The sequence below is a fragment of the Marimonas arenosa genome, assembly GCF_030848945.1.
Lineage (GTDB): Bacteria > Pseudomonadota > Alphaproteobacteria > Rhodobacterales > Rhodobacteraceae > Marimonas > Marimonas arenosa.
In genome coordinates this window covers 186,300-209,910 of the sequence record NZ_JANHAX010000005.1, presented here as the reverse complement: position 1 = coordinate 209,910, position 23,611 = coordinate 186,300, and the positions used below count along the sequence as shown (strand labels likewise).

Here is a 23,611-nt window from a genome sequence, read left to right as displayed (position 1 = left end):
AGTTTGCCATGATCTATCGGATTGTGACGGGTTTCGTCCTGGCTGCGTGGATGGCGCTGCCGACAGCGGCAGCGGCACAGGAGCGCAGCATGATCGTGCTGGACGGTTCGGGCTCGATGTGGGGCCAGATCGAAGGGCGTGCCAAGATCGAGATTGCCCGCGAGACCCTGCGCGAGGTGCTGGGACAGGTGCCTGAAGGTAACGAACTGGGGCTGATTGTCTATGGTCACCGGCGCAAGGGCGATTGCGGCGATATCGAGTTGGCGGTGAAGCCGCAGGCCGGAACCGCCGCGGCCATCATTTCCTTCGCCGACGGGGTCAGCCCGAAGGGCAAGACACCGCTCTCGGCCGGGGTGCGGCAGGCGGCCGAGGCGCTGCGCTTTACCGAAGACAAGGCGACGGTGATACTGGTTACAGACGGGCTGGAGACCTGCAACGCCGACCCCTGTGCGCTGGGCCGCGAGCTGGAACAGCTGGGCGTGGATTTCACCGCGCATGTGGTCGGGTTCGGCCTGTCGGCGGAAGAAGGCGCGCAGGTGGCCTGCCTGGCGGACGAGACCGGCGGGCGGTATTTCGAGGCCGGCAATGCCGAGGCGCTGGGCCGGGCGCTGGAGGAAACGGTGGTGAAGGTCGAGGCAGCGCCTGAGCCCGCGCCCGAACCGGAGCCTGAACCGGAACCGGCGGCGCCCGAGTTCAACCTGACCGCCCGAACCTACCTGGCGGAGGGGGGCCCGGTGCTGGACGAGCCCAACATCCGCTGGGATCTGCGCGCGGTAGACGCGGCCGGCAAGGTCGAGAAACGGGCGACCGACGGGCGGTATGCGGCAGAGTTCCGGGCTTCGGTCCCGGCGGGCGAGTACGAACTGGCGCTGCGGGTCGGCAAGGTCGAGCAACGCCAGCGGGTGACGCTGAGCGCCACCGAGGAAACCGTCCGGGACATCGTGCTGAATGCCGGGATCATCGAGGCCGTGGGCAAGCGCGCCGAGGGCGATGCCGAGGCCGACAAGACCATCCGGGTGGACGTGATTGCGGGCAAGCTGAAGGACGGCGCCTATGGCTCGGGCCGGTTCTACATGCCGGCGGGCGAGGTCACGGTGACCGGCCGCCAGGGCAAGGCCACGGCGGAACAGGTGGTGACGCTGGCCGCGGGCGAAACGGTGCAGATCGACGTCGTGGTCGGGTCGGGCGTGGTGATGCCCGGCGCGGTCTATGCCGCCGGCGGGCCGGTGGTGGACAGCGGCCAGATCCGCTTCGACGCGCTGAGCCCCGAGGCCGACATCACCGGTAAACGCAAGGTGATCCAGGGGGTGTATGGCAGCAAGGCCTTCGACCTGCCGGCCGGGCGCTATGTGTTGCGCGCGAAGCTGGACGAGGCGGTGGCCGAGAGTGCGCCGTTCGCGGTCGTCGCCGGCAAGCGGACCGAGGTCAGCATCGATCTGAACGCCGGGGTGGCGGGGATCGATGCACCGGGGGCGTACCGGATCGACGTGCTGGGCCCGGCCGACATCCAGGGCAAGCGCAAGCGGCTGGCGGGCAAATACGGCGAGGCATTCAACGTGACACTGTCGGCCGGGGACTATCTGGTGACGGTGCAGTACGAGAGCGACCGGGCCGACCAGGACGTGCCGCTGACGGTGACCGCGGGACAGCGCAGCGAACTGCGCGTCGAGTGATGCCGCGCGGCCCCCGCCGGCCTGGCCGTGCGGGGGCCGCCGCGGCCGGGCCGGGGGTCCAAAAGCCGGGCGAGTCGGGCCTTGCGGCGCCGGAAAAACAGTCCTGTGAAATGTTTCTTTGCGGGTTTCGCCGGCGGTGCGTGGGCGCGACCGATGCTGCAGTGCCGCGAAAGCCTTGCAAACAAAGGGCTGTGTGCCATCGTATACGCCCATTTCGGCAACACGTTCGCCGGTCAGAATATGTCCGGGCTTCGGTTGACCCTGCCGGGGGGCGGGGGTAAACCGAAGCTCAAGATTTCACGGACATAAGGGCCGTGAAACAGCCGGTAAAAGGAGCTTTCATCGTGGACCTCGCGGACGGGATGCTCAGGGAATACCTTCCCATTCTCATTTTCCTCGCCATTGCCATCGCTCTCGGGATCGTGCTGATCCTCGCCGCCGTGGTTCTGGCGGTGCGCAACCCCGACCCCGAGAAGGTGTCGGCGTACGAATGCGGCTTCAACGCCTTCGACGATGCGCGGATGAAGTTCGACGTGCGGTTTTACCTGGTGTCGATCCTGTTCATCATCTTCGACCTTGAAATCGCGATGCTTTTCCCCTGGGCGGTGGCCTTCAAGGATGTCAGCATGCTGGGCTTCTGGTCGATGATGGTGTTCCTGGCCGTGCTGACCATCGGCTTCGCCTATGAATGGAAGAAGGGGGCGCTGGAATGGTCATGACCGGAGCTAACACCGCCGGGGCCGACCCCGAGGTCGCAACCCAGGCGCTGAATGCCGAGTTGCAAGACAAGGGCTTCCTGCTGACCACCACGGAAGACATCGTCAACTGGGCCCGCACCGGGTCGCTGCACTGGATGACTTTCGGGCTGGCCTGCTGCGCGGTCGAGATGATGCATGCCTCGATGCCGCGCTATGACCTCGAGCGGTTCGGGGTGGCGCCGCGGGCATCGCCGCGCCAGTCGGACGTGATGATCGTGGCCGGCACGCTGACCAACAAGATGGCGCCGGCGCTGCGCAAGGTCTATGACCAGATGCCCGAGCCGCGCTACGTGATCTCGATGGGATCCTGCGCCAATGGCGGGGGCTATTACCACTACAGCTATTCGGTGGTGCGGGGCTGCGACCGGATCGTGCCGGTCGATGTCTATGTCCCCGGCTGCCCGCCGACGGCGGAGGCGCTGGTCTACGGCGTGATGCAGCTGGCGCGGAAGATCCGGCGGACGGGAACCATCGTGCGCTGAGGCGCAAGAGCAAGGCTGCGCCGGACGGGCGCGGGAAGGGGCAAGACGATGAGCGAGGCACTCAAGGAGCTGGGCGCACATATCGAGGCCAAGCGGCCCGATTGCGTGTTGGGCTGGGATGTTTCCCATGGCGAGCTGAATGTCGACGTGGCGCCGAGCGCGATTGTCGGCCTGGTGGAGTTCCTGAAGACAGACCGCGACTGCCGGTTCTCGACCCTGATCGATATCACCGGGGTGGACTACCCCGAGCGGCCCAAGCGGTTCGACGTGGTCTATCATTTTCTGAGCATGTACCAGAACCACCGCATCCGGCTGCGGGTGTCGATCCGCGAGGACGAGATGGTGCCGTCGATCACCGAGGTGCATCCCAGCGCCAACTGGTTCGAGCGCGAAACCTTCGACATGTTCGGGATCCTCTTCACCGGCCACCCGGACCTGCGCCGGATCCTGACCGACTATGGCTTCCGCGGCCATCCGCTGCGCAAGGATTTCCCGACCACGGGTTATACCGAGGTGCGCTATGACGAGGCGCAGAAGCGGGTGGTCTATGAGCCGGTGACGCTGGTGCAGGAATACCGCCAGTTCGATTTCATGTCCCCCTGGGAGGGGGCGGAATACATCCTTCCGGGCGACGAAAAGGACGCCGACGCTTGAGTGACCTGAGCCGCGATAACGCCACGGGCCGTGACGGGGACGGGATGCCCACGCTGGTCTTTGGCATCGGCACGCAGAAGGCGGGCACGACCTGGCTGTTCGACTGGCTGTCGGGCCGGTCGGACGTGCATGTTCCCTGCTTTCACAGCGGTGACCGGCGCACGCAGCTCAAAGAGGTTCACTACTTCGACAAGTACATTCCCGGGCAGACGCATCGCCAGATGCAGGCGCGCCGGGCGATTGCGCGCCAGGCGGCGCGGCTGGCGGATGGCAACGATGCGCTTCTGCCGGATCTGATCGAACGCCTGCAGGGCCGGCTGGAGCACCTGCGCCTGCTGATCGATGACAGCGGCGATGACAGGGCCTATCTTGACTGGATGCAGGCCGGCCGGGCGGGTGAGCCGGTGGTGATGGATATCACGCCGTCCTATTCGATGCTGGACCGGGCGGGCTTTGCCCGCATGGCGGCGTTGTCACCGAAGAGCAAGTTCATCCTGCTGCTGCGCGATCCGGTCGAACGGCTGTGGTCGGTGGCGCGCTATGCGCTGCGCGATGCGGCCGAGGCGCGGACCGATTTCGCGGCGGCCGTCGTCGCCCAGTTCAAGCGCGAGTTGACCGAGTTGGCGGAGAACCCTGTGCATCGATCGAACTATCGCCGGACGATCACCGAACTGGAGGCCGCGGTGCCGGTGGACAATATCTTCTACGGTTTCTACGAGGATCTGTTTACCGCGGACACGACCGAAGCGATCGCCGGTTTCCTGGGCATCGCGCCCGGCAGCCCGGATTTCGGCAAGGAAGTGAATGCCAGCAAGAGCCTGGCCATGCCCGCGGCTTTGCGCCGCGAAGCAACCGAGCGGCTGCAGGCGCAATATGATTTCGCTTTCGACCGTTTTGGCCGGAAGGTTCCGCAGAAATGGCGGGACGCCTACCAGGTGCTGTCGGTGGGAGAAGGCGTATGACGGGCGGTGCCGGAGCCAAAACGGGCCTTCGCGGCACGCGGGGCGCAGGCGGGGACGCTGAGCGGGAGACCGCGCCGGCCTGGCTGTTCTGCGTCGGTGCGCAGAAGGCAGGGACGACCTGGCTTTATGACTATCTGAGCCGGCACCCGGAGGTGCACGTGCCGCCGGTCAAGGAGCTTCACTATTTCAATGCGCGCCTCGATCCGCGGCAGGCCGGTTTCGCCGACAGGCGCCGCAAGCATCTTCGGCGGATCCGTCGCGGCGGAGCGGTCCGGGGGCTGGCGCGGATGGCGAGCCGCAAGCTTGGGCTGCATCGTCTCAGGACGGCGCACAATCCGGGGGACGTGACGTCGGGCGATCTGGTGGCGGCGCTGGTGGCGATGCATGACGATACCAGCGCGACCCATGACAGGTATCGCGACGTGGTGCTGCAGGGATGGCAGGGCGAGGCCGTGGTGGCGGATATCACGCCGGATTACGCGGTGATGCCGGGCGCGGCGTTCGCCCGCATGGCCGAGGATTTCCCGAATGCGCGATTCCTTTTCATCCTGCGCGACCCGATCTCGCGCACCTGGTCGCATATCCGGATGGTGCGCGACGAATGGATGCGGCGGAAGACCCGACAGATCAGCGCGGACGAGATCCTCGACAAGCTGGAAGCCGGAGGGCAGCGGCACATCCTGCGGCGGACGTCCTATCAGGACACCGTGCGCGCGCTGCGGCGCCAGGTGGGGGAAGACCGGCTGCTGTTCCTGTTCTACGAGACGCTGTTCGAGGACGCGACCATTGAACGGCTGTGCGCGTTCCTCGGGGTCGGGTTCGTGGCCGGGGATTATGAGAAATCCGTGCGCCAGGGCGGCTCGGGCGCGATGAGCCCGGAACAGAGGGCGCGCATCGGCGCGCTGGTGGCGCCGGTCTACGAACAGGTGCTGCGCCTTTTCGGCACCGATGTGCCGGCGCAGTGGGATCAGGACATGATGGCCAAGGCCAGGGCCGCGCTTCGCCGGAAGCGGGCCGAGAACCGGCGGGCGCAGCTCGCCAATGCGGGGTGATGGGATGGACGGCAAATTCGACGATGCCCTGACGGGCGAGCAGAAGATCCGCAACTTCAACATCAACTTCGGGCCGCAACACCCGGCTGCACACGGGGTTTTGCGGATGGTGCTGGAGCTGGACGGCGAGTTGGTGGAGCGCTGCGACCCGCATATCGGGCTGTTGCATCGCGGCACCGAGAAGCTGATGGAAAGCCGCACCTATCTGCAGAACCTGCCGTATTTCGACCGGCTGGATTACGTCGCGCCGATGAACCAGGAGCACGCCTGGTGCCTGGCGATCGAGAAGCTGACCGGCGTCGAGGTCCCGCGCCGAGCGAGCCTGATCCGGGTGCTGTTTTCCGAGATCGGACGCATTCTGAACCACCTGTTGAACATCACCACGCAGGCGTTGGATGTGGGGGCGCTGACGCCGCCGCTGTGGGGGTTCGAGGAGCGCGAGAAGCTGATGATCTTCTACGAGCGGGCCTGCGGGGCGCGGCTGCATGCCGCCTATTTCCGGCCCGGCGGCGTGCACCAGGACCTGCCGCCCGAGCTGATCGACGATATCGAAAGCTGGGCCACTAAGGATTTCCCGAAATTTCAGCGCGATATCGACACGCTGCTGACCGAGAACCGCATCTTCAAGATGCGCAATGCCGATATCGGCGTGGTCAACGAAGACGAAATCCAGAAATACGCCTTCTCAGGGGTGATGGTGCGCGGCTCGGGCCTGGCTTGGGACCTGCGCCGGGCGCAACCCTATGAATGCTACGATGAGTTCGACTTCCAGATCCCGGTCGGCAAGAACGGCGATTGCTATGACCGCTATCTCTGCCGGATGGCCGAGATGGAAGAGAGCCGCAAGATCATCCTGCAGGCGATCGAGAAACTGCGGGCGCCGGAAGGCCAGGGCGATGTGCTGGCACGCGGCAAGCTGACCCCGCCCAAGCGCGGCGAGATGAAGACCTCGATGGAGGCGCTGATCCATCACTTCAAGCTCTACACCGAGGGCTTTCACGTGCCCCCGGGCGAGGTCTATGTCGCCGTCGAGGCGCCCAAGGGCGAATTCGGCGTCTATCTGGTCTCGGACGGGTCGAACAAACCCTACCGCGCCAAGATTCGCGCGCCGGGCTATCCGCATCTGCAGGCGATGGATCACGTCGCCACCGGCCACCAGTTGGCCGACGTGGCGGCGATCATCGGCACCATGGATATCGTGTTTGGGGAGATCGACCGGTGAAGAAGTACGTTCTCGTGATGGCCGCCGGTTCGGCGCTGACGGGCTGCATGGCGATTCCGCCGCAGGGGATCACCCCGGAGATGCGGCAAGATTACCTGACCGCCGTGGCCAGCATCGGCTGTGTCTTGCGCGATGAAAGCGATTACCAGCCGGTCGAGCTGCAAGCGGGGCTGACTCGCGAGCAGGCGCTCCAGCTGACCCAATATCATCTGACCTGGGGCAATGCCGAGAAGCTTCCCGGCGACCAGGGCGTGAAAATCACCACGGGAGCCTGTGCCTGATGCTGCGCCGTCTTCACCACGAACAGCCCGAGAGCTTCGCCTTCACGCCGGAAAACCGGGTATGGGCGGAAGCGCAGATCACCAAATACCCGGAGGGCCGCCAGGCCAGCGCGATCATTCCGCTGCTGTGGCGGGCGCAGGAGCAGGAGGGCTGGCTGAGCCGCCCGGCCATCGAGCATGTCGCCGACATGCTGGGGTTGGATTACATCCGGGCGCTGGAAGTGGCGACGTTCTATTTCATGTTCCAGCTGCAGCCGGTGGGCGAGGTGGCGCATATCCAGGTCTGCGGCACGCTGAGCTGCATGATCTGCGGCGCCGAGGACCTGATGGCGGTGCTGAAGGACAAGGTGGCGGAACATCCGCACCTGCTGAGCGCCGACGGCAAGTTTTCCTGGGAAGAGGTCGAGTGCCTGGGGAGTTGCTCGAACGCGCCGATGGCGCAGATCGGCAAGGATTATTACGAGGACCTGACGCCGGAGCGACTGGGCGAGATCATCGACGAGATGGCGGCGGGCAAGGTGCCGGTGCCGGGGCCGCAAAACGGGCGTTACGGCGCCGAGCCGCTGGCGGGGCTGACTTCGCTGACCGACTATGACAGCGGTAAGACACAATACAACGCCAGCGCTCAGTTGGCGGTGGATCTGGGCGATACGGTCAAGCGGATCGACGGCACCGAAGTTCCGGTGACGACGCCGTGGCTGGACGCGAAGACGCGCGCCGGCAAAGGCAAAGCAAAGCCGACGGCGCCGAAGAAAACCTCGGCCGCAAAGGCCAAGGCGGCCGAGCCGAAACCGGCGGCCGAGACGACGGCCGACAAGACCGGCGCCACCAAGCAGGCAGCCAAAGCCGTGTCGAAGGGCAAGCCCGCCACGAAACCGGCAGCAACGCCTAGCCCGGCGCCGGCGCCGGCCAAGGAGAAGAAGCCGCGCACGATGACGGCGCCACGTAAATCCGGGGCCGACGACCTCAAGCTGATCGGCGGGGTCGGACCGAAGCTGGAAGCAACCCTGAACGAGCTGGGGTTCTGGCATTTCGACCAGATCGCGAAATGGACCGAAGCCGAGGTGGCCTGGGTCGACGCGCGGCTGAAGTTCAAGGGCCGGATTACCCGCGACAACTGGATCGACCAGGCAAAGACCCTGGCGGACGGCGGCGAGACCGAGTTCTCGCGCAAGGCACGAAAAGGCAAGTAAAAGGTCAAAAAGAGCAGAACAGACTAGACGTTCAACCGGGAAAAGGGGGATGAAACCATGATGGAAAAACTAGGGGCCTGCGGGCTGATCAGCTGGCTGATCGGGCTGGTGGCTGCGATTGCCGCCTATGTGGCGTCGGTCGAGGCCGTGACCTGGATTCCGGCTCTTCTGATCGCGATTGCGATCGGTGGTTTCGTCGGTCTGGTTCTGAGCCATCTGTTCTGTGGCAGCGCCGAAGCCGGCCACGGCGCGGCGTCGCACGCGGCGGCGTCGGAACCGAAGCATTCCGCGCTGGTGCAGGAAGCGCTGGACGAGGCTGAAGCCGGGGCGCTGGATGCCGGCGCCGAGGCCGCGGGGATCGACCCGGCCAAGGCGGCCGCGGACAAGGCCACGGTCGATGCGGCGATTGCTGCAGAGGCGGCGGCGGAGACCGGCGGCAAGGTCGCGATCAAGTCGACGTTGCTGGCTGGCGAAGAGGAGTTGGCGTCGCGCAAGGGCACGTGGAAATACGAAGGGGCAGGTGCCTCTGCACCGGCCGCCGCAACCCCCGCCGCCGCTGCCGCGCCGGACTACGACAAAGACGGCGTGCACGAGGGCGAAGACGAAGGCACGCGACCCGAAGCGCTGTCTGGTCCGCGTGGAGGCGAGGCCGACAACCTGAAGGAAATCAAGGGGATCGGGCCGAAACTCGAGATCCTTTGCAACGAGCTGGGGTTCTATCATTTCGACCAGATCGCGAACTGGACGGCGGACGAGGTGGCCTGGGTCGACGCCAACCTGAAGGGCTTCAAAGGCCGCGTCAGCCGCGACAACTGGGTGGAACAGGCCAAAGTCCTGGCTGCGGGCGGGGAGACCGAGTTCTCCAAGCGCGTGGACAAGGGCGAGGTCTATTGAGGGAGCGGATGAGTGAACGGCGATTTTCGGGAACATCTGGCACGCAAGCAGCGCATGGCCGCGCTGTTGATCGCGGGCGCGGGCGTGTTCTGGGTGTTGGCGGAGCTCATCGGTTCGGAATACGGGTGGAGCGCGCGTGTGCGGGCTCTGCCGACAATGATTGCTGGCGCGGGCTTCATCTGGGCGCTGGCAATCGTGTGGCAAATCTGGCGGGCGCGCCGGGATATGGAAGGCTAAAGCGATGCTGAAGGACCAGGACCGCATCTTCACGAACCTTTATGGCATGCACGAGCGCACCCTCGCAGGCGCCAAGGCGCGCGGCCATTGGGACGGCACGGCGGAGATCATCGCGCGTGGACGCGAGCGCATCGTCGAGGAGATGAAGGCGAGCGGCTTGCGCGGCCGCGGCGGCGCGGGGTTCCCGACCGGCCTCAAGTGGTCGTTCATGCCGAAGGAGAGCGACGGGCGACCGGCCTACCTGGTGGTCAATGCCGACGAATCCGAGCCCGGCACCTGCAAGGACCGCGAGATCATGCGCCACGATCCGCACACGCTGATCGAGGGCTGCCTGATCGCCAGTTTCGCGATGGGGGCGCACACGGCGTATATCTATATTCGCGGAGAGTACATTCGAGAGCGCGAGGCGCTGCAGGCGGCGATTGACGAAGCCTATGACGCCGGGCTGCTGGGGCCGAATGCAGCCGGCAGCGGCTGGGATTTCGACCTCTACCTGCATCATGGCGCCGGGGCTTACATCTGCGGTGAGGAAACCGCGCTGCTGGAAAGCCTCGAAGGCAAGAAGGGCATGCCGCGGATGAAGCCGCCGTTCCCGGCCGGTGCCGGGCTGTATGGCTGCCCGACCACGGTGAACAACGTGGAATCGATTGCCGTGGTGCCGACGATTTTGCGGCGCGGGGCCGAGTGGTTCGCCGGGTTCGGCCGGCCGAACAATTCCGGCACCAAGGTTTACGCCATCTCGGGTCACGTGAATAACCCCTGCGTGGTAGAAGACACCATGTCGCTGCCCTTCGAGGAACTGATCGAGCGCCATTGCGGCGGTATCCGCGGCGGCTGGGACAACCTGCTGGCGGTGATCCCGGGCGGGTCGTCGGTGCCCTGCGTGCGGGGCGAGAACATGCGCGAGGCGGTGATGGATTTCGACGCTTTGCGCGAGGTGGGATCGAGCCTCGGCACGGCGGCGGTCATCGTGATGGACAAGAGCGTCGATCCGATCAAGGCGATCTGGCGGCTGAGCAAGTTCTACAAGCACGAAAGCTGCGGCCAGTGCACGCCCTGTCGCGAAGGCACCGGCTGGATGATGCGGGTGATGGAGCGGCTGGTGAAGGGCGAAGCCGAGCTGGAAGAGATCGACATGCTGTTCGACGTGACCAAGCAGGTCGAGGGCCACACGATCTGTGCCCTGGGCGACGCGGCGGCCTGGCCGATCCAGGGGCTGATCCGCAATTTCCGCGAGGAAATCGAGGACCGGATCAAGGCGGCCAAGACGGGCCGCATGGGCGCGATGGCGGCGGAGTGAGAGAGATGCGGGCAAAACAAATTACCATACTGACCCTGGTGGCGAGCCTGCTGGCGTCCTGCGGGGCGGTGGACCGGCTGCGGCCGAAGAAGGGGCTCTATTTCGACGGTCACCAGTTCCGGGCCCGGGCCCAGCAGGTGGGCGAGGAGCGCGAGGACTTCGCGGTCACGGTTGCCCGCGCCAGCCAGAGCGCCGAGGGCGCGCGCGAGGCGGGTCGGCACGCGGCGGTGACCTATTGCATCGAACAGTTCGGCCGCTCGGAGATCGACTGGGCCACTGGACAGGGACCGGATGACGAGGGGCTGGCGAGCCGGATCGTCGATGACAAGCTGACATTCACGGGGCGGTGCAAAGGGTGGTCGTGATCCGCGCATATCTGCGGCCTGACAGGCAGAACCCCGCCGGAACGGCCGGGAAATCAGCCTGTTATTGCATATCAGGGCCGCGCTCACCCATCTCGGGCAGCGAAGGGGGGCGCGTGTCGGCGCTCCTCAACGACTGCATGAGAGGAGTGAAACCCATGCGACCCATGATTGCCGCCATTGTCGGCCTGACCCTGGCCACCGCCGCCGAGGCGAAAACCCCGCTGCGCGACGTGCCCGCGATCGATGACAGGATGTTATCGGTGGCGCTGGCGCTGGAAATCAGCGAGAAATGCGGCGAGATCGACGCCCGCACCCTGAAGGGGCTGAATTACCTGTGGTCGCTGAAGCGCAAGGCCAACGCGCTGGGTTATAGCGACGACGAAATCAACACTTACCGAAAAAGCCCGGAAGAAAAGGCGCGGATCCGCTCCAAGGGCGAAACCTATGTCAAATCCAAGGGGCTCAATCCGAACAGGGCGCAAGACCTGTGCAAGCTCGGTCATGCCGAGATCGCACAGGGCAGCCTGATCGGGAGCCTGCTGAAAGCAAAGTGAGCCAGGAAAGTGAATCTGGGATGAGCGACCTACGCAAGATCATCATCGACGGTCAGGAGATCGAAGTCGACGGCGCCATGACGCTGATCCAGGCCTGTGAAGCGGCGGGGATCGAGGTGCCACGCTTCTGCTATCACGAGCGGCTGTCGATCGCCGGCAACTGCCGGATGTGTCTTGTCGAGGTTGTCGGCGGGCCGCCCAAGCCCGCCGCCTCCTGCGCGATGCAGGTGCGCGACCTGCGGCCGGGGCCGGAAGGTCAGCCGCCGGTGGTCAAGACCAACTCGCCGATGGTCAAGAAGGCGCGCGAGGGGGTGATGGAGTTCCTGCTGATCAACCACCCGCTGGATTGCCCGATCTGCGACCAGGGCGGCGAATGCGACCTGCAGGACCAGGCGATGGCCTATGGCGTCGATTTCTCGCGTTTCCGCGAGCCGAAGCGGGCGGTCGAGGATCTGAACCTCGGGCCGCTGGTGGCGACGACGATGACGCGCTGCATTTCCTGCACCCGCTGCGTTCGGTTCACCTCGGAAGTGGCCGGCATCAGCCAGATGGGCCAGACCGGGCGCGGTGAGGATGCCGAGATCACGTCGTATCTGAACCAGACTTTGGACAGCAATCTTCAGGGCAACATCATCGATCTGTGCCCGGTGGGGGCGCTGACCTCGAAACCCTATGCCTTCACGGCGCGGCCCTGGGAGCTCAGCAAAACCGAGTCGATCGACGTGATGGATGCGCTGGGGTCGAACATCCGGATCGACACCAAGGGCCGCGAGGTGATGCGGATCCTGCCGCGCAACCATGACGGCGTGAACGAGGAATGGATTTCCGACAAGACCCGGTTCATCTGGGACGGGCTGCGCCGGCAGCGGCTGGACCGGCCCTATGTGCGGGAAGGTGGCAAGCTGCGCCCGGCAAGCTGGGGTGAAGCGCTGGGCGTCGCGGCGGAAAAGATAAAGGGCGCGTCCAAGCTGGCGGGACTGGTCGGAGATCTGGTGCCGGTCGAAGCGGCGTACTCGCTGAAACAGCTGGTCGAAGGTCAGGGTGGTCAGGTCGAGTGTCGGGTGGACGGAGCTAAGCTGCCGGCCGGCAACCGTTCGGGCTATGTCGGAACCGCGACGATCGAGGAGATCGAGGACGCGAAATTCGTCCAGCTGATCGGCACCAACCCGCGCGACGAGGCGCCGGTATTGAATGCACGCATCCGCAAGGCTTGGATCAACGGGGCGCAGGTCGGGCTGGTCGGCGAAGCCGTTGATTTGACGTATGATTACGCCCATGTCGGGACGGATCGGGCGGCGCTGGAAAGCCTGCTGAACCACGAATATGGAGAGGTTCTTGACGCGCCCAGCATCGTGATCGTCGGCCAGGGCGCGATTGCCGAGGCCGATGGCGAAGCGGTGCTGGCCGCGGCGATGAAACTGGCCGAAGACACGCAATCGAAACTGCTGGTTCTGCACACGGCGGCAGGTCGTGTCGGGGCGATGGACGTGGGTGCGGTGACCGAGGGCGGGATGAAGGCGGCCACCGAAGGCGCCGACGTGATTCTGAACCTCGGGGCCGACGAAATCGAGATCGAGCCGGGCGCGTTCGTGATCTATCAGGGCAGCCACGGCGATCGGGGGGCGCATCGCGCCGACGTGATCCTGCCGGGCGCGGCCTGGACCGAGGAGCAGGGGCTGTTCGTCAACACCGAAGGGCGGCCGCAACTGGCGCTGCGGGCCAATTTCGCCCCTGGCGAGGCCAAGGAAAACTGGGCCATCCTGCGGGCACTGTCGGGCGAACTGGGGGCGGTGCTGCCCTGGGACAGCCTGGCGCAGCTCCGGCAGGCGCTGGTGGCCGAGGTGCCGCATCTGGCGATGATCGACCAAGTCCCCGAGAACGAGTGGCAACCGGTGCAAGCCGGCAAGCTGGGCAAGGGCAGCGTCGGCTTCCGCGGCGCGGTCAGCGATTTCTACCTGACCAACACGATTGCGCGCGCCAGCGAGGTGATGGCGGAGCTGAGCGCCATGGCGCAAGACCGCGCCGCAGGGAAGCTGGCCGCCGAATGACCCTGGGTGTCTGCATATCCCCCCGGGCGTTGGCGGTTCTGCCGCTGGCCGTGCTGGTGATGGGCTGTGACACGGCGCCTTCGGGCACGGAGGTGAGCCGCTTTGCGCCGGCGCCCGCCGGGCTCGACTATCGTGGCATCGAAACGCGGCTGCTCGATGGCGACCTGGTGCAGTTCCTGGTCGAAACCGGCCCGGGCGCGGACCGGGTGCATCTCGAGCGCTACGCCGAATGTGCGGCGGCGCAGTATGCGCTGATCCGCGGCTATGGCTTTGCGCGCCACGTGCGCACGAGCGTGGCGCAGTTGGAAACCGGCTGGATGGGCGATGCGGTCTATACGATCTCGCCGAGCCTGCCCGATGGCGTGACGAAAATCGATGCGGAGGTGGTCGCGGCCACCTGCGCCGAAGACGGAATACCGATGGTATGAGGACCAGATGGCAGACTTCCTGACGACTCCTTTTGGAATATTCGTGCTGATCGTGGCGCAGTGCCTGGCAGTCATCGCCTTCGTGATGATCAGCCTGCTGTTCCTGGTCTATGGCGACCGTAAGATCTGGGCCGCGGTGATGATGCGGCGCGGCCCCAACGTGGTGGGTGCGTTCGGGTTGCTGCAATCGGTGGCCGACGCGCTGAAATACGTGGTGAAAGAGGTGGTGGTGCCGGCGGGGGCCGACAAGCCGGTGTTCTTCCTGGCGCCGCTGACCAGTTTCGTGCTGGCGATCCTGGCCTGGGCGGTGATCCCGTTCAATGACGGCTGGGTTCTGAGCGACATCAACGTCGCTATTTTATTCGTGTTCGCGGTCTCGTCGCTCGAGGTTTACGGCGTGATCATGGGCGGCTGGGCGTCGAACTCGAAATATCCGTTCCTTGGCAGCCTGCGCTCGGCGGCACAGATGATTTCCTATGAGGTGTCGCTGGGCCTGATCATCATCGGCGTGATCATCTCGACCGGGAGCATGAATTTCGGTGACATCGTGCGGGCGCAGGATGGCAATTACGGCTTCTTCTCGTGGTACTGGCTGCCGCATTTCCCGATGGTGTTTCTGTTCTTCATCTCGGCGCTGGCCGAGACCAACCGGCCGCCCTTCGACCTGCCTGAGGCGGAAAGCGAACTGGTGGCGGGGTACCAGGTGGAATATTCGGCGACGCCGTTCCTGCTGTTCATGGCCGGGGAATACATCGCCATCTTCCTGATGTGCGCGCTGACATCGCTGTTGTTCTTCGGCGGCTGGCTGTCGCCGATTCCGGGGCTGCCGGATGGCGTCTTGTGGATGGTGGCGAAGATGGCGTTCTTCTTCTTCCTCTTTGCCATGGTGAAGGCGATCACGCCGCGGTATCGCTATGACCAACTGATGCGGCTGGGCTGGAAAGTGTTCCTGCCCTTCAGCCTGGTCTGGGTCGTGTTCGTGGCCTTCGCAGCGAAATTCGACTGGTTCTTCGGCGCCTATGCGCGCTGGACTGTGGGGGGCTGAGCATGGCCAATATCGACTACAAACGCGCCGCGGGCTATTTCCTGCTGACCGATTTCGCCAAGGGCATGTGGCTGGGGCTGAAGTATTTCTTCGGCCCCAAGGTGACGCTGAACTATCCGCACGAGAAAGGGCCACTGAGCCCTCGGTTCCGCGGTGAGCATGCGCTGCGGCGGTATCCGAACGGCGAGGAGCGCTGCATTGCCTGCAAGCTGTGCGAGGCGATCTGCCCGGCGCAGGCGATCACCATCGACGCCGAGCCGCGCGACGACGGATCGCGCCGCACCACGCGCTATGACATCGACATGACGAAATGCATCTATTGCGGCTTCTGCCAGGAAGCCTGCCCGGTGGATGCCATCGTCGAGGGCCCGAATTTCGAGTTCGCCACCGAGACCCGCGAGGAGCTGTTTTACGACAAGGCCAAGCTTCTGGCGAACGGTGAGCGCTGGGAAGCCGAGATTGCCCGTAACCTGGAACTGGACGCACCTTACCGATGAGCGACGCGAAAACCCCTTTCGAGCTGATGATGCAGCAGGCGCAGGAGATGGCCAAGGCCTTCAACCCGGCGCTGGAGAGCTTTTCGCCGAAAGGCTTTGAAAAGCTGTGGCCGACCATGCCGAAAGAGGTCATGGAGATGTTCTTCGGCAAGGGGCTGAGCCAGGAGGGGCTGGACGCCAAGACCCGGCTGCTGCTGACGCTGGCGGGGATGACGATGCAGGGCGCCCAGGCCGAAACGCCCTATCGCATGACAGTGCGTCACCTGCTGGAGGCCGGCGCCACCAAAGAAGAGATTGCCGAGACCATCGCCCAGATGGCGATGTTCGCCGGCATACCCGCCATGACCAAGGGCATGGACCTTGCCCGCGAAGTGCTGGCCGAGAACGAGGAAGATGAGACATGACAGTCGCGAGCCTTGCCTTTTACCTGTTTGCCACGGCCGCCATCATCGGCGGGTTCTTCACCGTGGTGAGCCGTAACCCGGTGCATTCGGTGCTGTTCCTGATCCTGAGCTTTCTCAGCGCGGCGGGACTCTTTGTGCTTTTGGGGGCCGAGTTCCTCGCCATGCTGCTGCTGATCGTCTATGTCGGCGCGGTCGCGGTTCTGTTCCTGTTCGTGGTGATGATGCTCGACGTCGATTTCGCCGAGCTGAAGGCAGGGATGGCGCAATATCTGCCGATCGCACTGGCCATCGGCGTGGTGCTTCTGATGCAGTTGGGGATCGCGTTTGGCGACTGGCATGTCGCCGAGGGGGCCGAGGCGGCGCGGGCGGCGGTGGCCCCGGAGGGGGTGGAAAATACCGCCGCGCTCGGGTTGCTCCTCTATGACAAGTACTTCCTGCTGTTCCAGCTGGCCGGGCTGATCCTGCTGGTGGCGATGATCGGGGCCATCGTGCTGACCTTGCGCCATCGCGACTATGTCAAGCGCCAGGACGTGCTGCAGCAGATGTGGCGTGATCCGGCCAAGGCGATGGAACTGAAAGACGTGAAACCGGGGCAGGGGCTGTGATCGGCAAGGTGCTCATAACGGCTCTGGCTCTCGTGGCCGGCGGCGGCGCGGCCCATGCGCTGACGCCTTTGCCACCGTGTGACGGCGAAGAGGGCGGCATGAAGGTGTATGACGCCTGGTCGTTCGGCTACGACGACTCCGGCTTCGTCATCGAGGGCTATGTCAACCTCGACAGGGACGGGGTGATCGGCGGGGCGGACGGTCCGGTGCCGGCGCTGAACGATTTCAATGGCATGCGGATCACCGATTGCCGCACCGGTCGGATGCTGGCGCTGGACGGTGTGTTTCCGTCCGATATGGACGTTCTGACGGCGACCGAGTTTCTGCGCGCCAAGGTCCAGGGCGAAAAGCGGTTTCGCCTGACCGACATCGAGAAGGCGGCCGAGGCCGTCTATGGCAATAAAAAATACGTGCGCATCATCAAATTGCGCGAGATCGAAGAAACATGTGCCTGCAGGGAGTATTTTCCCGGGCTGTGGAAATGACGGCAAGGCGGGGTGACATGGCGCCCGTGGCGCCCGGGGCCTGACCCGGGGCCCCGCCCGCGAAGAAAAAAGGTCCCGGATCAAGCCCGGGACGCGAAGTGAAAAGGACCGGGCGCAGGCCCGCAAAAAGGAACCGAGGGACGACATGATCGGACTTGAACATTACCTGACGGTGGCGGCGGTGCTGTTCGTCATCGGCATTTTCGGCCTCTTCCTGAACCGGAAGAACGTGATCATCCTGCTCATGTCGATCGAGCTGATGCTGCTGGCGGTCAACATCAACCTCGTCGCCTTCTCGAGCTTCTCGGGCGATCTGGTGGGGCAGATCTTCACGCTGCTGGTGCTGACGGTGGCCGCGGCCGAGGCTGCGATCGGGCTCGCGATCCTGGTCGTCTTCTTCCGCAACCGCGGCACTATCGACGTCGAAGACGTCAACGTGATGAAAGGGTAAGGGGCAGTCATGGAAACCATCATTCTTCTGGCGCCGCTTTTTGCCTCGGTCATCGCGGGGTTCGGTTGGCGGCTGATCGGCGAGACGGCGGCGATGTGGCTGACCACCGGCGTGCTGTTCCTGATCTGCATTCTGTCGTGGATCGTGTTCCTCGGCCATGACGGGACGACGCAGCATATCGAGATCTTCCGCTGGGTGCAGTCCGGTACGCTCGACACCAGCTGGGGTATCCGGGTGGACCGGCTGACGGCGATCATGCTGATCGTGGTCACCACCGTGTCGGCGCTCGTCCACCTCTATTCCATCGGCTACATGGGCCATGACGAGAACTGGAGCGAAGGCGAGAGCTACAAGGCGCGGTTCTTTGCCTACCTGAGCTTCTTCACCTTCGCCATGCTGGCGTTGGTCACGGCCGACAACCTGGTGCAGATGTTTTTCGGCTGGGAGGGCGTCGGCGTCGCCTCGTACCTGCTGATCGGCTTCTATTACAAGAAACCCAGCGCCAACGCCGCCGCGATCAAGGCTTTCGTGGTCAACCGGGTCGGTGATTTCGGCTTCGCGCTGGGTATCTTCGGGCTGTTCTTCCTGGTCGACTCGATCCAGATGGACGACGTTTTCGCCGCCGCGCCGGCGCTGGCAGAAACCCAGCTGAGCTTCCTGTGGACCGAGTGGAACGCTGCCAACCTGCTGGCCTTCCTGCTGTTCGTCGGCGCCATGGGCAAGTCGGCACAGTTGTTCCTGCACACCTGGCTGCCGGACGCGATGGAAGGCCCGACGCCGGTTTCGGCCTTGATCCACGCCGCCACCATGGTGACGGCGGGCGTGTTCCTGGTCTGCCGGATGTCGCCGCTGATCGAATATGCGCCCGAAGCCAAGATGTTCATCGTCTATATCGGGGCGCTGACGGCGTTTTTCGCCGCCACCGTTGGCCTGGTGCAGAACGACATCAAGCGGGTGATCGCCTATTCGACCTGTTCGCAGCTGGGTTACATGTTCGTGGCCGCGGGTGTGGGCGTGTACTCGGTGGCGATGTTCCACCTGTTCACCCACGCGTTCTTCAAGGCGATGCTGTTCCTGGGCGCCGGTTCGGTGATCCATGCGATGCACCATGAGCAGGACATGCGCAATTATGGCGGGCTGCGGAAAAAGATCCCGCTGACCTTCTGGGCGATGATGATCGGGACGCTGGCGATTACCGGCGTGGGCATACCGCTGACCACGATCGGGTTTGCCGGGTTCCTGTCGAAGGACGCGATCGTCGAGAGCGCCTTTGCCGGCACCGATGGCGGGTTCGCCTTCTGGGCGCTGGTGATCGCGGCGCTGTTCACCAGCTTCTATTCCTGGCGGCTGATGTTCATGACCTTTTTTGGCAAGCCGCGCGGCGACAAGCACGCCCACGAGCATGCCCATGAAAGCCCGGCGGTGATGACGATCCCGCTGGGGGTTCTGGCGCTGGGCGCGGTCTTTGCCGGCATGATCTGGTACGGCTCGTTCTTCGGTAAGCACGAACAGGTCAACGCCTTCTTCGGCATCCCGGCGCATCATGCCGAAGCCGCGGATCACGGCGAGGACAAGGCGGGCGATCATGCGGCAACCGACAGCCAAGCGGCAGCGACGACGGAGAGCCACGCGGCGGCGACAGACGACCATGGCGTTGCCGCCACGCCGGCGGCGGACGCCAATGCGATGGCGCAGGATGCCCATGCTGGCGCTGCGCCGCAGGGGGCGATCTTCATGGCGCCCGACAACCACGTGATGGACGAGGCACACCATGCCCCGAAATGGGTCAAGGTCAGCCCGTTCGTGGCAATGCTGATCGGCTTCGTCGTGGCCTTCTGGTTCTACATCCTTGATCCGGCGATGCCGAAGCGTCTCGCCGAGAGCCAGCGGCCGCTCTACCAGTTCCTGCTGAACAAGTGGTATTTCGACGAGCTCTACGACCTGATCTTCGTACGGTCCGCCAAGGCCGTGGGCCGGTTCTTCTGGAAACGCGGCGATGGCACCGTCATCGACGGCACGATCAACGGCGTGGCCATGGGGGCCATCCCCTATCTCACCCGCCTCGCCGGCAAGGCCCAGTCGGGCTACATCTTTACCTATGCCTTCGCCATGGTGATCGGGATCGTGATCCTGGTCAGCTGGATGGTGATCTCCGGGGGGGCGCACTGATGGACAACCTTCTTTCCATTGTCACCTTCATCCCGGCGCTGGCGGCGCTGATCCTGGCGGTGTTCCTGCGCGGCGAGGACGAGGCGGCGCAGATGAACGCCAAGTGGGTGGCGCTGCTGGCGACCGCACTGACCTTCCTGGTGTCGCTGTTCATCCTGGCGCAGTTCGACCCCGCCGACACCGGTTTCCAGATGGTGGAAGAGCGCGCGTGGCTGCTGGGGCTGCAATACAAGATGGGCGTCGACGGCATCAGTGTGCTGTTCGTGATGCTGACCACCTTCATCATGCCGCTGACCATCTATGCCAGCTGGGGCGTCACCACCCGGGTCAAGGAATACATGATCGCTTTCCTGGTGCTGGAAACGCTGATGCTGGGCGTGTTCATGGCGCTCGACCTGGTGCTCTTTTACCTGTTCTTCGAAGCCGGGCTCATTCCGATGTTCCTGATCATCGGCATCTGGGGCGGCAAGGAACGGATTTATGCCAGCTTCAAGTTCTTCCTCTACACTTTCCTCGGCTCGGTGCTGATGCTGGTGGCGATGGTGGGGATGTTTTCCGATGCCGGCACCACCGACATGGTGCAGTTGCTCAATCACCAGTTCGGCTCGGAGACGTTCTCGCTGGCCGGGATCCAGATCGTCGGCGGGATGCAGACGCTGCTGTTCCTGGCCTTCTTTGCCTCGTTTGCCGTGAAAATGCCGATGTGGCCGGTGCATACCTGGCTGCCTGATGCCCACGTGCAGGCGCCGACCGCCGGGTCGGTGGTGCTGGCGGCGATCCTGTTGAAGATGGGCGGCTATGGCTTCCTGCGCTTCAGCCTGCCGATGTTCCCGGTGGCCAGTGACCTGTTGGCGCCGCTGGTGTTCTGGATGAGCGCCATCGCCATCGTCTATACCTCGCTGGTGGCGATGGTGCAGGAGGACATGAAGAAGCTGATCGCCTATTCCTCGGTTGCCCACATGGGATACGTGACCATGGGCATTTTCGCCGCGAACCAGCAGGGCATCGACGGCGCGATCTTCCAGATGCTGTCGCACGGCTTCATCTCGGGGGCGCTGTTCCTCTGCGTCGGGGTGATCTATGACCGGATGCACACCCGCGAGATCGACGCCTATGGCGGGCTGGTGAACCGGATGCCGGCCTATGCGCTGATCTTCATGTTCTTCACCATGGCCAATGTCGGCCTGCCGGGCACCTCCGGGTTCATCGGCGAATTCCTGACGCTGATGGGGATCTTCCAGGTCAACACCTGGGTGGCGCTGTTTGCCACCTCGGGCGTGATCCTGAGCGCGGCCTATGCGCTGTGGCTTTACCGCCGGGTCGCCTTCGGTGCGCTGATCAAGGAAAGCCTGAAGACCATCGAAGACATGACCGGACGTGAAAAGGCGATCTTCGCGCCGCTGGTGGCGATGACGCTGATCCTCGGCGTTTACCCGGCGCTGGTCACGGACATCATCGGCCCCTCGGTCGAGGCGCTGATCGGCAATTATGAAACCGCCCTGGTGGATGCTGGCGCATCCGCCAAGGTCGCGGCGTCGCACTGACGGAGAGAAACGATGATCCAGGCTGATCTGACACTTATCCTGCCCGAGCTCGTGCTTGCACTCTTCGCGATGGCGGCGCTGATCTTTGCGGTGTATGCCGGCAAGGACAAGCTGGCCGCGCCGATCCTGTGGTTGACCGCCGGCCTTATGGCGGTACTGGCGGCCTGGATCGGGATCACCGGCGAGGGCAGTCGCACCGCTTTCGGCGGCATGTTCATCGACGACGGTTTCGCCCGGTTTGCCAAGATCACCATTCTGCTCAGCGCCGGTGCGGTACTTGTGATGGGCCAGGAGTTCATGGCGCGGCGCGACATGCTGCGGTTCGAATACCCGATCCTGGTGGCGCTGTCGGCCGTCGGTATGATGATGATGGTTTCGGCCGGCGACCTGATGGCGCTTTACATGGGGCTCGAGCTGCAGAGCCTCGCGCTTTACGTGGTCGCCGCGATGCGGCGCGACAGCGTGCGGTCGACGGAAGCCGGGCTCAAGTATTTCGTGCTCGGCGCACTTTCCTCGGGACTGCTGCTGTATGGGGCGTCGCTTGTCTATGGCTATGCCGGGACCACGCTTTTCACCGGCATCATCGCCGCGGCCGGTGAGGGCCAGGCACCGATCGGGCTGCTGCTGGGCCTGATCTTCGTGATGTCGGGGCTGGCCTTCAAGGTTTCGGCGGTGCCGTTCCACATGTGGACACCGGATGTCTATGAAGGCTCGCCGACGCCGGTGACGGCGTTTTTCGCCACCGCCCCGAAGATGGCGGCGATGGGGCTGTTCGCCCGCGTGCTGCATGACGCCTTCGGCGGTGTCAGCGCCGACTGGAGCCAGGTGCTGGCGCTGCTGTCGCTGCTGAGCATGTTCCTGGGCGCCGTGGCGGCGATCGGTCAGACCAACATCAAACGGCTGATGGCCTATTCGTCGATTGCCCATATGGGCTATGCGTTGATGGGTCTGGCTGCCGGCACGGCCTTTGGCGTGCAGGCGATGCTGGTCTACATGGCGATCTATGTGACCATGAATGTCGGCACCTTCGGCTTCATCCTGACGATGGAGCGCGATGGTCAGCCGGTGACGGATATCTCGGCGTTGAATCAATATGCCACCCGGGCCCCGGGCAAGGCGCTGGCGATGTTGATCCTGTTGTTCAGCCTTGCCGGCGTTCCGCCGCTGGTCGGCTTTTTCGGCAAGCTCTACGTGCTGCGTGCGGCTTACGAAGCCGGTCTCGCCTGGCTGGCGGTGGCCGGCGTGATCGCCAGCGTGATCGGCGCCTTCTACTACCTCCGGATCGTCTATTTCATGTATTTCGGCGAGGAGGGCGAGGGCCTCGACCGCAGCCGGGCCTCGGTGCCGGCCGGGTTCCTGATGGCCAGCGCGGCGGTGATGCTGTTCGGCGTGGTCAATCTTTTCGGCATCGAAGGCCTGGCGCAGGCGGCGGCGGCGGCGCTGGTGAACTGATCTTGTTAGGCGAATGGCAAACGCCCGCTTTACCGGCGGGCGTTTCGCATTTGGAGCGGCCTGGATTTGAGTATTTTCAGCAAGATGAAGCAGGGGGGGGTGCGCGTGAGCGACTGGCCGCAGGGATATGGCCGCCGGGTGCTGGCGGAGGTCGACAGCACCATGGCCGAAGCGGCGCGGATCGGGCCGGGGCTGGCCGGGCCGGAATGGATTCTGGGACTGCGGCAGACGGCGGGGCGCGGGCGGCGCGGACGGGCCTGGCGCGACCCCGAGGGGAATTTCGCGGCAACGCTGGTGATGCGGCCCGACGCACCGCCGGATCAGGTGGCGCTGAGGTCCTTCGTCGCGGCGCTGGCGCTTTTCGATGCCTGCGTCGCGGTGACGGGCCGGGCCGAGGGGTATGCGCTGAAATGGCCCAATGACGTGCTGCTGAACGGTGGCAAGCTGGCCGGGATCCTGCTGGAATCGAGCGGGCAGGGCGGGCGGATCACCCATGTCGCCATCGGCATCGGTGTGAACCTGGTGAACGTGCCGCCGGCGGTGGATGACGGCGCGGTGGCGCCGGTGTCGCTGGCCGGGGAAACCGGCGTGACGGTCACGCCCGAGGCTTTCCTTGACGTATTGGCACCGGCCTGGGCCAGGCGCGAGCAGGTGTTCCGCGATTACGGCTTTGCGCCGATCCGCGAGGCCTGGCTGGCGCGCGCGGCGCGGCTGGGGGAAGAGATCGTCGCGCGCACCGCCCGCGAGGACTGCCGCGGCGTCTTCGAGACGGTGGACGAGCAGGGCAATCTTGTTCTATCCACCCCGAAAGGCCGCCGGGCAATCGCCGCGGCGGAGGTGTTTTTCTGAAGGAGCG

General features: G+C 64.7%; 26 protein-coding genes. All 26 read left to right on the top strand.

From position 1 onward, the window contains the following. Positions 1-8 precede the first annotated feature (8 nt). The 26 genes from NO357_RS16205 to NO357_RS16080 all read left to right on the top strand — a co-directional run bounded on the left by NO357_RS16205 (position 9) and on the right by NO357_RS16080 (position 23,604). Complete coding sequence (locus tag NO357_RS16205) at positions 9-1,673, top strand: vWA domain-containing protein (RefSeq protein WP_306736750.1); 1,665 nt, start codon at positions 9-11, stop codon at positions 1,671-1,673. Between the two features lie 362 nt (positions 1,674-2,035). Then, positions 2,036-2,392 carry an NADH-quinone oxidoreductase subunit A gene (locus NO357_RS16200; protein ID WP_306736903.1) on the top strand — a complete coding sequence of 119 codons (357 nt, stop codon included), beginning with the start codon at positions 2,036-2,038 and terminating at the stop codon, positions 2,390-2,392. Continuing rightward, complete coding sequence (locus tag NO357_RS16195) at positions 2,383-2,913, top strand: NuoB/complex I 20 kDa subunit family protein (protein WP_306736749.1); 531 nt, start codon at positions 2,383-2,385, stop codon at positions 2,911-2,913. Before NO357_RS16200 ends, NO357_RS16195 begins: the two co-directional genes overlap by 10 nt. Before the next feature lie 48 nt (positions 2,914-2,961). Then, a complete protein-coding gene (locus NO357_RS16190) occupies positions 2,962-3,567 on the top strand; it encodes an NADH-quinone oxidoreductase subunit C (RefSeq protein ID WP_306736748.1) in 606 nt (201 codons plus the stop codon). Beyond that, complete coding sequence (locus tag NO357_RS16185) at positions 3,564-4,529, top strand: sulfotransferase (RefSeq protein WP_306736747.1); 966 nt, start codon at positions 3,564-3,566, stop codon at positions 4,527-4,529. The genes NO357_RS16190 and NO357_RS16185 overlap by 4 nt, the downstream gene beginning before the upstream one ends. Further along, positions 4,526-5,581 (top strand): sulfotransferase family protein, encoded by a 1,056-nt coding sequence (locus NO357_RS16180; protein WP_306736746.1) that lies wholly within the window; start codon positions 4,526-4,528, stop codon positions 5,579-5,581. Before NO357_RS16185 ends, NO357_RS16180 begins: the two co-directional genes overlap by 4 nt. A 4-nt stretch (positions 5,582-5,585) precedes the next feature. Continuing rightward, complete coding sequence (locus tag NO357_RS16175; protein WP_306736745.1) at positions 5,586-6,803, top strand: NADH-quinone oxidoreductase subunit D; 1,218 nt, start codon at positions 5,586-5,588, stop codon at positions 6,801-6,803. Further along, positions 6,800-7,084: a hypothetical protein gene (locus NO357_RS16170; protein WP_306736744.1), complete on the top strand. Its 285-nt coding sequence runs from the start codon at positions 6,800-6,802 to the stop codon at positions 7,082-7,084. Before NO357_RS16175 ends, NO357_RS16170 begins: the two co-directional genes overlap by 4 nt. Then, positions 7,084-8,277, top strand: a complete 1,194-nt coding sequence (locus NO357_RS16165; protein ID WP_306736743.1) for an NADH-quinone oxidoreductase subunit E — start codon at positions 7,084-7,086, stop codon at positions 8,275-8,277. The genes NO357_RS16170 and NO357_RS16165 overlap by 1 nt, the downstream gene beginning before the upstream one ends. 57 nt (positions 8,278-8,334) lie before the next feature. Then, on the top strand, positions 8,335-9,171 hold the full coding sequence (locus tag NO357_RS16160; protein ID WP_306736742.1) for a helix-hairpin-helix domain-containing protein: 837 nt from the start codon (positions 8,335-8,337) through the stop codon (positions 9,169-9,171). Positions 9,172-9,183: 12 nt separating this feature from the next. Next, positions 9,184-9,408: a DUF5337 family protein gene (locus NO357_RS16155; protein WP_306736741.1), complete on the top strand. Its 225-nt coding sequence runs from the start codon at positions 9,184-9,186 to the stop codon at positions 9,406-9,408. 4 nt (positions 9,409-9,412) lie between these two features. Then, positions 9,413-10,708 carry an NADH-quinone oxidoreductase subunit NuoF gene (gene nuoF, locus NO357_RS16150; protein ID WP_306736740.1) on the top strand — a complete coding sequence of 432 codons (1,296 nt, stop codon included), beginning with the start codon at positions 9,413-9,415 and terminating at the stop codon, positions 10,706-10,708. Positions 10,709-10,713: 5 nt separating this feature from the next. Beyond that, positions 10,714-11,073 carry a hypothetical protein gene (locus NO357_RS16145; protein WP_306736738.1) on the top strand — a complete coding sequence of 120 codons (360 nt, stop codon included), beginning with the start codon at positions 10,714-10,716 and terminating at the stop codon, positions 11,071-11,073. Positions 11,074-11,228: 155 nt separating this feature from the next. Further along, positions 11,229-11,627: a DUF5333 domain-containing protein gene (locus tag NO357_RS16140; RefSeq protein ID WP_306736737.1), complete on the top strand. Its 399-nt coding sequence runs from the start codon at positions 11,229-11,231 to the stop codon at positions 11,625-11,627. A 20-nt stretch (positions 11,628-11,647) separates the two neighbouring features. After that, positions 11,648-13,675, top strand: a complete 2,028-nt coding sequence (gene nuoG / locus NO357_RS16135) for an NADH-quinone oxidoreductase subunit NuoG (protein WP_306736736.1) — start codon at positions 11,648-11,650, stop codon at positions 13,673-13,675. Next, positions 13,672-14,103: a YNQ4 family lipoprotein gene (locus tag NO357_RS16130; protein ID WP_306736735.1), complete on the top strand. Its 432-nt coding sequence runs from the start codon at positions 13,672-13,674 to the stop codon at positions 14,101-14,103. Before nuoG ends, NO357_RS16130 begins: the two co-directional genes overlap by 4 nt. A gap of 7 nt (positions 14,104-14,110) precedes the next feature. Continuing rightward, the gene (gene nuoH, locus NO357_RS16125; protein ID WP_306736734.1) at positions 14,111-15,148 is read left to right on the top strand and encodes an NADH-quinone oxidoreductase subunit NuoH; all 1,038 of its coding nucleotides are present in this window, start codon (positions 14,111-14,113) and stop codon (positions 15,146-15,148) included. A 2-nt stretch (positions 15,149-15,150) separates the two neighbouring features. Next, a complete protein-coding gene (gene nuoI, locus NO357_RS16120; protein ID WP_306736733.1) occupies positions 15,151-15,645 on the top strand; it encodes an NADH-quinone oxidoreductase subunit NuoI in 495 nt (164 codons plus the stop codon). Continuing rightward, a complete protein-coding gene (locus NO357_RS16115; RefSeq protein ID WP_306736732.1) occupies positions 15,642-16,049 on the top strand; it encodes a carboxymuconolactone decarboxylase family protein in 408 nt (135 codons plus the stop codon). Before nuoI ends, NO357_RS16115 begins: the two co-directional genes overlap by 4 nt. After that, complete coding sequence (locus NO357_RS16110) at positions 16,046-16,654, top strand: NADH-quinone oxidoreductase subunit J (RefSeq protein WP_306736731.1); 609 nt, start codon at positions 16,046-16,048, stop codon at positions 16,652-16,654. The genes NO357_RS16115 and NO357_RS16110 overlap by 4 nt, the downstream gene beginning before the upstream one ends. A 98-nt stretch (positions 16,655-16,752) precedes the next feature. Then, the gene (locus NO357_RS16105) at positions 16,753-17,139 is read left to right on the top strand and encodes a hypothetical protein (RefSeq protein ID WP_306736730.1); all 387 of its coding nucleotides are present in this window, start codon (positions 16,753-16,755) and stop codon (positions 17,137-17,139) included. Positions 17,140-17,284: 145 nt separating this feature from the next. Next, positions 17,285-17,590 (top strand): NADH-quinone oxidoreductase subunit NuoK, encoded by a 306-nt coding sequence (nuoK, locus tag NO357_RS16100; protein ID WP_306736729.1) that lies wholly within the window; start codon positions 17,285-17,287, stop codon positions 17,588-17,590. A 9-nt stretch (positions 17,591-17,599) separates the two neighbouring features. Beyond that, a complete protein-coding gene (gene nuoL, locus NO357_RS16095; RefSeq protein ID WP_306736728.1) occupies positions 17,600-19,759 on the top strand; it encodes an NADH-quinone oxidoreductase subunit L in 2,160 nt (719 codons plus the stop codon). After that, positions 19,759-21,303 carry an NADH-quinone oxidoreductase subunit M gene (locus NO357_RS16090; RefSeq protein WP_306736727.1) on the top strand — a complete coding sequence of 515 codons (1,545 nt, stop codon included), beginning with the start codon at positions 19,759-19,761 and terminating at the stop codon, positions 21,301-21,303. The genes nuoL and NO357_RS16090 overlap by 1 nt, the downstream gene beginning before the upstream one ends. A 12-nt stretch (positions 21,304-21,315) precedes the next feature. Further along, positions 21,316-22,755 (top strand): NADH-quinone oxidoreductase subunit NuoN, encoded by a 1,440-nt coding sequence (gene nuoN / locus NO357_RS16085; RefSeq protein WP_306736726.1) that lies wholly within the window; start codon positions 21,316-21,318, stop codon positions 22,753-22,755. Positions 22,756-22,860: 105 nt separating this feature from the next. Then, positions 22,861-23,604, top strand: a complete 744-nt coding sequence (locus tag NO357_RS16080; protein WP_306736725.1) for a biotin--[acetyl-CoA-carboxylase] ligase — start codon at positions 22,861-22,863, stop codon at positions 23,602-23,604. Positions 23,605-23,611: the final 7 nt, after the last annotated feature.